Below are 9,465 nucleotides of genomic sequence, written 5' to 3' on the forward strand. Positions count from 1 at the left end.
CATTGGAGTGGCCCTGGTAGCCGGACTTTTACTGGGCTGGCTGTTCTTTGGCGGCTCCGGGGAAGTACAGACGCCCGATCGGGCGTCTCAACACGAACACACCGAAGCTGAAGCAGGTGAAGAAACCATCTGGACCTGCTCCATGCACCCGCAGATAAGACAATCCGAACCCGGAAATTGCCCCATTTGCGGAATGGACCTCATCCCTCTGAAAAAGGATGATAGCGAGGCCGACCCTCGTGAAATCCGCATGTCACCCACAGCTATGCAGCTGGCCAACATCCAGACTCAAACAGTAACAAAAGGAATGGCACATAAAACCATACGACTAGACGGCAAAGTGGATACAAATGAGCAACAAGTCTATTCCCAGACATCACATGTGCCCGGTCGCATTGAAAAACTGACCATCAATTTTACCGGCCAGTATGTCACCAAAGGATCACCTGTAGCTTATGTCTATTCCCCTGATTTGGTAACCGCACAGGAAGAGTTATTGGAAGCCAGAGAACTCAAAGAAACTCAACCGGAACTATTCCGGGCAGCTCATGAGAAGTTGAAAAACTGGAAGCTTACCGATGCACAAATTAAAAAGATCCTCGCATCAGGAGAGTTGAAAGAACAATTTCCTATTCTTGCTGATGTTTCGGGATATGTTACCGAGAAACTGGTAAATCCGGGGGACTATGTAAAACGGGGACAAACCATCTACAAAATCGCCAATTTATCAAATGTCTGGGTGCTGTTTGATGTCTATGAAAGTGACATCGCCTGGATTGAAAAAGGTGATGAAGTAACTTTTACAGTTGCTTCACTGCCCGGCGAAACATTTTCCGGAAAGATTTCATACGTCGATCCAGTCATTAATTCTAAATCCAGGGTAGCCAAAGCCCGCGTGGAGATCAATAATTCAGACCTTAGTCTGAAACCCGAAATGTTTGTATCGGGCGAAGTGAAGGCCGGCGCTACAGGTGGCGAAGAAGATATCATTGTTCCCCAGTCAGCTGTTATGTGGACCGGGAAGCGCTCAGTGGTTTATGTTAAAACAAACACCGAAGACAATGTCGGTTTCGTAATGCGTGAGGTCCTTTTAGGCCCGGATCTTGGCAACAGCTATATTATTGAAGAGGGGCTGAAATCCGGTGAGGAAATGGCTGTCAACGGAACTTTCAGCATTGATGCAGCAGCACAGCTGGCCGGAAAACCAAGTATGATGAGCCCCGAAGGTGGCAAGCCTGCTACAGCACATGACCATGGTAATATGTCTAAAGACGCAATGGAAAACATGGAAAGCACCATTCAGCCATCTGAAAACAAAGAGATTTCTGGCTATGACGCCCCAAAACTATTTAAAAAACAGTTGACGGCACTTTTTGAACAGTACATTGACATGAAAGATGCCATGGTGGCATCGGATGCTGAAAAAACATCTTCCGAGGCAAAAAAAACGCTCCAGGCACTTAAAAACACAGACATGGCCCTGCTCAAAGGAAACGCTCATGTCTTCTGGATGAAAAACCTCGACAAAATGAAATCAGCACTGAATACCATCAGCGAATCGGAGGATCTAGAAATACAACGAGCGGCTTTTGTGGAGTTCAATCCCATCATTTTTAATAAGATTAAAGCATTCGGGCTGGACGGAAAAACTGTTTACTACCAATTCTGCCCAATGGCAAACAATGATAAAGGTGCTTTCTGGTTGAGTACTGAAGAAAACATCCGCAACCCGTATTATGGCGATATGATGCTGGAGTGCGGGGAGGTGAGAGAGACGCTGAAATAAGGTTGAGATTGAGGTTAATAAAAGAACAATTCATTCATTTTTTTAACCTTAGCCTTAATCAAAGCTGAGACTTTACTTCGTTTTAACCAACAAAACATTTAAGTCATGGATGAAAGTATGATAACAAGCTCTTTTCAGTTTTCAAAACCCGTCTCGAAAAACGACATTCCGGAAATTATACATCAAATGTCAGAATTGAAGGGAGTTGAAAAGGCAAACGTTTCGGAATTAGAGGTGACCATCACATACGATGGTTATGTACAGACAGAAGAACTCCTGAAGCAGAAACTGGAGAATATCGGCTATGCATTTTTAGATAAAAGCAAACAATCCAAAGGATGGCTTAAAAAACTGGCAGACTACATCTCTAAAGGCAATAATGAAGCTTTTAAAGGTGGACAACCGGACTGCTGTAATCCTGACCATCCAAATTAACCTGATTAATTCATGAATCTTCGTGATGAGATGATCAAATAGCAAGAAATGCAATCAACCGCAGATAAATTTGATGAAGGAAATAATGAAACGAGCAAGATTGTGAGTTCAATACGGCCATAAGAAATTTGTTTACAGCTATTTGCATAAAAATAAAACGGACTGTTTAACCAACTAAACATTGAAGGAATGAGACTCATTAAAGCATACATCCGTCATATTAAAGTTGAGGAGGTTTACAAGGCCTTAAAATCTGAAGGCTTTGGTGCCATGACTCTGGTTGAATGTGAAGGAACCGGAAAATACACCGACAGTGAGCAAGGACACATCAGCGAAAAATACCCATTTGCGGATGCTTGCAAGGTCACCAAAATTGAAATATTGGTTTCTCAAAACAATGTAAAAAAGGTAGTTGCTCTCATTCGGGAAAAAGGACGAACCGGATATAAGGGTGACGGAATGATTTTAGTGTCGCCTGTTGATGAAGCCTACAAAATCAAAAACAATGATTCAGGGATTAAATCGATTTAAGGAAAACCTGAACAGAGGAGAACATGTGAAAGGGGCAAAATAATTTCAAAGTCACCCATCCTGATTACAGAAACAATAGAAGAATTGCCATTACTATATAAACAAAGGAATTATGTAATTTTTCCCCGGAATAATGTAAAATTAAACTTACCACAAAGAGTTATATTACATCAGCATTGTCTGGAGAAATATATTTATTGAAAGAAGATTGCTTCGTTTTGCTCGCAGTGCAGCAATCTCAATCTTTTAACCAGACACCAATGATATTGCATAAAAAATTTCATCAACCTTAACCACAGTTCAAGACTATTAATCATTAAAAACAAATCGCTATGAAACGTAAAATGTTAAGTCTGTTATCCATGTTGCTCATTGGATCAGTAGCAGTATTTGCACAAAGCAAAACCGAAAAATTTGAAGTAAAAGGCAATTGCGGCATGTGTGAAACCCGTATCGAGAAAGCTGCAAATTCAGTTGAAGGAGTTAGCCAAGCCGATTGGGATCAAGAGTCCATGATGGCAACCGTTGTCTTTGACCAGTCAAAAACCTCGCTGGATAACATTCAAAAAGCCATTGCAAAAGTAGGACATGACGCTGGAAAACACAAAGCTTCGGATGAAGTTTATGATAAACTTCCGGGATGCTGCAAATACGACCGTTCTGAAAAAATGGAGAAAATAGGTACTAAACTAGAAGTAGAGGAAGTAGAAGAAGAAGTAGAAGAATAGGCAGAAGGCTTGGAGCAAGGAGCATTGTCACTGAAAACCAGCCGCTCAATCGGACGTAAATAAAATTCATGAATTTTATTTACGACTAAGATATAAGACATGAGCTATGGCACCGGGAGGGAGCCATAGCTCATGCATCTTGTGTTATGCTCTATGCGCTCTGCTCTATGCCCATTGCTCCATCAAACAATCTTAATTCCTGCTTGTTACCCTTCCAAAGACATTGATTATGAAAAACTTCACTTCCACAAAATTCATTGTCATGCTTTTTATTACAGCCGGACTGAGCGCCTGTAATGCACAAGGGAAAAACAGCTCCAATACCGGCTCAACGGAAAAAAGCAAAGATTTCAACCCCGATATAGAAATTGAGTTAACCGCTCAACCGATGGCTATGCAGCTCTTAGATGGCCCAAAAACGGAAGTATTTCACTATGACGCAAAATTGATCAAAGGGGAAGACTACAACCTCTCCAAAATAGAAGGTTCCTATCTCGGGCCAATCATCAAAGTAAAGCGGGGACAAAAAATCAGGGTCATCTTTAAAAACCACCTGCCGCGCGAAAGCATTATCCACTGGCATGGCTTGCATTTACCGCCCAAGATGGACGGACATCCAATGCATGCTATTAACAACGGCGAAACTTACGTTTACGAAATGGAGATTGTTGATCGCCCCGGCACTTATTGGTTTCATCCACATCCCGATAAAATTACCGGTCCTCAGGTTTACAAAGGCCTGGCTGGATTATTCATCATTGAGGGTAAAAACGAGAAATTGCCTTCGGGTGAATACGACCAGCCATTGGTAATTCAGGACAGATCATTTGATGAAAACAATCAACTTATGTATGTTGAAGGTAGTCCCATGCAACGCATGGAGGGGTTTCTGGGAGATCAGATATTTATTAACGGGCAAAAAGAGCAAACCAAAACTGTTAAGCAGGCAACATATCGTTTCAGAGTGCTTAACGGCTCTAACGCCCGCATATACAAACTGGCCTGGAGCGATGGTTCAGCCGTAAGAGTTATAGCCACAGATGGCGGATTACTGGAAAACCCCATCAGCAAACCCTATTTAATTCTGGCTCCTGGCGAGAGGGTGGAAATTTGGAAAGATTTTTCGAATTTCAAAACTAACGAACAAGTTATCCTTAAAAGTCTGGCTTTTAATTCAGGCACCTCTATGGGCCAAATGGGAGGCGGAATGATGCAAGGGGATACCTCCGGAAAAAACGGAGGACCCATGGATATACATACCTTTAAAGTTGCTCAGGAAAAAGGTAAATCATTAAAACTGCCCCAACGTTTCGATGCTATTGAACCAATTGACCCAACAAAAGCTGTCAATTATGATTCGCCTAAACAATTCCACTTTTATAATGATCGCATGAACTGGGTCATTAACGGCGAAACTTTCGATATGGAAGAAGTAGCAGACTGGGAGAAAGTGAAACTCAACACCACGGAAGTCTGGCAGTTCATAAACGGAGACAACGGTAGCGGGATGGGTATGATGCAGGACATGATGCAACTCCCCCACCCTGCCCATATTCACGGATTACAGTTTCAAATTACAGAACGGGATGTTTCCGGTATGGATGCGGCTGTTTGGCAAAGTGTAAAAGACGGCTTCATCGACCAGGGCTGGCAGGATACTTTTTTGCTGATGCCCGGGATGAAAGTAAAAGTAGTAATGACTTTCAGAGACTTCACCGGAAAATACATCTATCACTGTCACAACCTTGAGCACGAAGACATGGGAATGATGCGGAATTACGAAGTGCTTCCGTGAAATTAGCTGTTAGCGGTTAGCTCTTGGCTCTTAGTTCCTGGCAGCGCAATTGCAAGGCAGAAGTAGCTTGAATCCGAAAGTTCAAAGAAATAATCAATTAAATATACGAAAGACTAATATTTACAAAAAACAGGAGGAATAATTATGAAAACTACATTAATCGCAATCCTGATTCTGATATCAGGAACATTAACTGCAAATGCTCAGATGGACAAACAGGATAAAAAGAAATCCAATGAGCAAAAAGAGATGATGATGCAGGAAAAAGAAAGGCCCGACATGCAGGGCAAGATGATGCAGAATCTCAGGATGAGGCCCATGCACGACAATATGATGATGCAGGATATGCCCATGCAACGTTACATGATGATGGTAAACATGATGCCAAAAATGCAGGACAAACTTTCCCTTTCTTCCGAACAAACCAAAGAACTCATTGACATGAAAGCTGCGTTTGAAAAACAACAAGTGGACATGAAGTCTGAAATGAATGAGCAGAACAATCGGCTCGAAGAACTTCTTAAAAATGAAGCCTCATCGGATGAGGTGCAGGCCCAGCTTCAGGAATGCGCTGACATAAGGATAAAGATGCATGTAAAGGCTTACGAAACAGCAATGAAAATGCGTAAGGTTCTCAATGAAGAACAACAGGAAAAAGCCTGTAAAATGATGGATGATAATTCAGATGGAATGATGCAGGGAATGAGGAATCAATAACAATAAAACACATGAAATGATACAAGGAAGCCTTACGGAGTAAAGATAGAAGCCCCCCAGCCCCCTTCCAAAAAAAAGGGGTGGGGAAAGCGTCTATCTGAAGGAGTGCAGGTATCTCGAAAAACAAAAAAGACTGTTTGATTGCAGAGCGCTGAAAGACATATCAAGGCTAAAATGAAAGGAGTAAATCATGTTTGAAGAAGGCGTTTTAGGACAGGAGAATATTGTGACCATCATTATTGGGGTGGTAGTGTTATCTTTTATAATCTGGTTAATAACCAACTCCTATAAAAAAAGGAAAAACAATCAGTCTCCTTTGAAAAAAGGTCTTGACCTTTTAAAAGAGAAATATGCTCACAAAGAGATCAATGAGCAGGAATTTAAAGATCGTGAAAAGACACTGATGGGAGCCCAGACAAAACAGAGCTTTAACAGAGATCATCAGGAGTCCTAAACACAACCACTATCAGTACAAGAATCAGGAGGATTAAAACACTCAAAAAATATGTAGATCACTATTTCTCCTGGAACAAGCACGAAACCAACAAACCCTGGTGTGTTTGTAATAAAAAAATCGATGAATTAGACCAACACAAAAAGACAACAACTATGATGGACGGATTCACAGGACACGGATGGGGGATGGGATGGGGCTGGATCATTGGCCTCATCATCATCGTGGCAATAATTTGGTTTTTCGCAAAATCGGCAAATCAAAACAGCTCTAATATCCAGTCCGGGAGTAAATCGCCTTTCGACATTTTAAAAGAACGCTATGCCAAAGGTGAAATTGATAAACCTGAATTTGAACAACGCAAAAAAGATTTGGAATAGAAAAGGTTTGGTGAATTAGGTTTGCTGGATGGTATCTGCCAAAAGTCATGGTGGATACCGCCAGGCTTGGCCGCTTTGCTCACAAAGAATCCGCCAGACTAAATATAACCCCAAAAACAAACTTTATGCAAAAAAACCATAAAGATCACCACAACTCATCTCATCAAAATAATGGTATAGATAACCCAGAGGAACTGCAGGACCATAAACATAAGAATGGCGGACATAATCATCACCATGGACATGAAAACCACGAAAGCCATGGTGATTCTCACGAAGATGGGGGCCATGGTGGCCACGACCACTCTCAGCACCATGCCATGATGATCAGGGATTTCCGGAAACGTTTCTGGATATCACTTATTCTATCCATTCCGATATTGGTTTTGTCTCCCATGGTACAGGGTCTTCTTGGCTTTGAATTCTCGCTGACTCAGGGATACGACAACTACCTGCTGTTCACACTTTCCACGGTCGTTTTCTTTTACGGTGGATGGCCCTTTCTCTCGGGGTTGATTGACGAGTTGAAGAAAAAACAACCGGGCATGATGACGCTAATTGCAGTGGCCATCACGGTTGCCTGGGGTTACAGTTCGGCCACCACTTTCGGACTTGAAGGCAGCAGTTTTTTCTGGGAACTGGCGACATTGATAGACATCATGCTGTTGGGTCACTGGATTGAGATGAAGTCAGTCATGGGAGCATCTCAGTCTCTCCAGAAATTGGTAGCCCTCATGCCTTCTGAAGCTCACCTTTTGAAAAATGGTGAAACGGAAGATGTAAAAGTAGATGAACTGAAAAAAGAAGACCAAGTACTGGTTCATCCCGGCGAAAAGATTCCGGTGGACGGTGTCATCACTGATGGTGAAAGCAGTGTGAACGAATCCATGGTCACAGGAGAATCCAAACCGGTAAAGAAATCCAAAGATGACAAGGTAATTGGTGGCACCATCAATGGCAATGGTTCTCTAACCCTTTCGGTGCAACAGATTGGTGAAGAAGCCTACCTCAGCAAAGTCATCGACATGGTGCAGGAAGCACAAAATAAAAAATCCAAAACACAGAATCTTGCCGACCGGATAGCTGCCTGGCTTACCATTGTTGCACTAACCGTTGGATTTGGCACATTAATCACCTGGCTGCTGCTTGGCGAAAGTTTTGTTTTTGCCCTTGAACGAATGGTCAGTGTTATGGTCATAACCTGTCCCCATGCCCTGGGGCTGGCCGTGCCTTTGGTCGTCGCTATTTCAACTTCATTAGCGGCCAGCAAGGGGTTGTTGATCCGCAACCGGACGGCCTTTGAAAATTCGCGCAAAATTACGGTGCTGGCCTTCGATAAAACCGGAACGTTAACCAAAGGAAACTTTGCTGTAAGCCGCTACGAAGCCCTTTCAGAGGAGTATAAAAAGGATGATATCCTCAAACTGGCGGGAGCCCTGGAATCCAAATCGGAGCATCCACTGGCAACCGGCATTATGCAAAAAATAAAAGAACTGGAACTTGACATCAATGAAGCAGATGATTTCAATGCCATCAGCGGAAAGGGAATCGAAGGGCTTGTGGACAATAAAAAAGTAAAAGTAGTGAGCCCTAACTACCTAAAAGAGAACAACATAGAAATTACTGATGACCAAAAAGGCAATCAGCAGGAAACGGTGGTTTTTGTACTGGTGGACGACCATCCGGCAGGGGTCATTGCTATGTCGGATGAAATTCGACCTGAGGCCCATGAGGCCATTGCAACCTTAAAAGAAAATGGCATTAAGGTGGTGATGATGACCGGCGACAATGAGAAAGTGGCCAAAGCCGTGAGTGACGAATTGAAACTTGATGACTATTTTGCCGGAATTTTACCCGAACAAAAACTGGAGAAGATTAAAGAACTTCAGGAAAATGGCGAATTTGTTGCCATGACGGGTGACGGCATCAACGACGCTCCGGCCCTGGCCACTGCCAATATTGGCATCGCCGTAGGATCGGGAACCGATGTGGCGGCAGAAACGGCCGATATTATTCTGGTGAACAGTAATCCTCAGGATATTGCATCACTAATAACCTTTGGAAAAGCCACCTATCGAAAGATGATTCAGAACTTCGTCTGGGCAACCGGATACAATGTGGTGGCCATTCCGTTGGCTGCAGGTGTTCTGTATAGTGCAGGTATTGTGATTAGCCCCGCCGTTGGTGCGGTCCTCATGAGTCTGAGTACAGTGATTGTGGCTGTTAACGCACAGTTGCTGAAGCGAAAGCTGAAGTAGAAGCAGTAAATGAAATTCATGAATTTCATTTACCTGCAACTCTATCCCCCCACCCTTATTGTTAAACTCTAAAAAACGAACAACTATGAACTATTACATCGAAAAAACCCTCAACACAGATTTTGACTCTGCAGTGGAGAAGACAAAAGAAGCTTTATCACAGCAGGGCTTTGGTATATTGTCTGAGATTGACATTGACGAAAAACTGAAAGCCAAACTGGATGTGGATTTCAGGAAATATAAAATTTTGGGTGCCTGCAATCCTCCCAATGCTTACAAAGCCTTACAGCAAGAGAATAAAATAGGCACTATGCTCCCGTGCAGTGTGATTATACAAGACCTGGGAAATGGTAAAACTGAAGTTGCTGCAGTGGATCCTGT

Annotated in this window: 10 protein-coding genes; all 10 read left to right on the top strand. The window is 42.8% G+C overall.

The genetic code is table 11. From position 1 onward, the window contains the following. Position 1: 1 nt before the first annotated feature. Complete coding sequence (locus tag QZZ43_RS05710; protein WP_291856965.1) at positions 2–1,786, top strand: efflux RND transporter periplasmic adaptor subunit; 1,785 nt, start codon at positions 2–4, stop codon at positions 1,784–1,786. Between the two features lie 105 nt (positions 1,787–1,891). Further along, positions 1,892–2,221 (top strand): hypothetical protein, encoded by a 330-nt coding sequence (locus QZZ43_RS05715; RefSeq protein ID WP_291856966.1) that lies wholly within the window; start codon positions 1,892–1,894, stop codon positions 2,219–2,221. A 189-nt stretch (positions 2,222–2,410) separates the two neighbouring features. Beyond that, on the top strand, positions 2,411–2,752 hold the full coding sequence (locus tag QZZ43_RS05720; RefSeq protein ID WP_291856967.1) for a P-II family nitrogen regulator: 342 nt from the start codon (positions 2,411–2,413) through the stop codon (positions 2,750–2,752). Positions 2,753–3,084: 332 nt separating this feature from the next. Then, a complete protein-coding gene (locus tag QZZ43_RS05725) occupies positions 3,085–3,480 on the top strand; it encodes a heavy-metal-associated domain-containing protein (RefSeq protein ID WP_291856968.1) in 396 nt (131 codons plus the stop codon). A gap of 262 nt (positions 3,481–3,742) precedes the next feature. Then, the gene (locus tag QZZ43_RS05730; protein WP_291856969.1) at positions 3,743–5,275 is read left to right on the top strand and encodes a multicopper oxidase family protein; all 1,533 of its coding nucleotides are present in this window, start codon (positions 3,743–3,745) and stop codon (positions 5,273–5,275) included. 144 nt (positions 5,276–5,419) lie between these two features. Then, positions 5,420–5,992, top strand: a complete 573-nt coding sequence (locus tag QZZ43_RS05735; protein ID WP_291856970.1) for a hypothetical protein — start codon at positions 5,420–5,422, stop codon at positions 5,990–5,992. A 190-nt stretch (positions 5,993–6,182) separates the two neighbouring features. Beyond that, positions 6,183–6,446 carry a hypothetical protein gene (locus QZZ43_RS05740; RefSeq protein WP_291856971.1) on the top strand — a complete coding sequence of 88 codons (264 nt, stop codon included), beginning with the start codon at positions 6,183–6,185 and terminating at the stop codon, positions 6,444–6,446. 155 nt (positions 6,447–6,601) lie between these two features. Beyond that, the gene (locus QZZ43_RS05745; RefSeq protein ID WP_291856972.1) at positions 6,602–6,826 is read left to right on the top strand and encodes an SHOCT domain-containing protein; all 225 of its coding nucleotides are present in this window, start codon (positions 6,602–6,604) and stop codon (positions 6,824–6,826) included. Between the two features lie 125 nt (positions 6,827–6,951). After that, a complete protein-coding gene (locus QZZ43_RS05750; protein WP_291856973.1) occupies positions 6,952–9,084 on the top strand; it encodes a copper-translocating P-type ATPase in 2,133 nt (710 codons plus the stop codon). Between the two features lie 85 nt (positions 9,085–9,169). Next, on the top strand, positions 9,170–9,465 hold a 296-nt coding region (locus QZZ43_RS05755; protein ID WP_291856974.1), incomplete at its 3' end, for a DUF302 domain-containing protein.

The sequence above is a fragment of the Marinilabilia sp. genome (assembly GCF_016278715.1).
GTDB lineage: Bacteria > Bacteroidota > Bacteroidia > Bacteroidales > Marinilabiliaceae > Marinilabilia.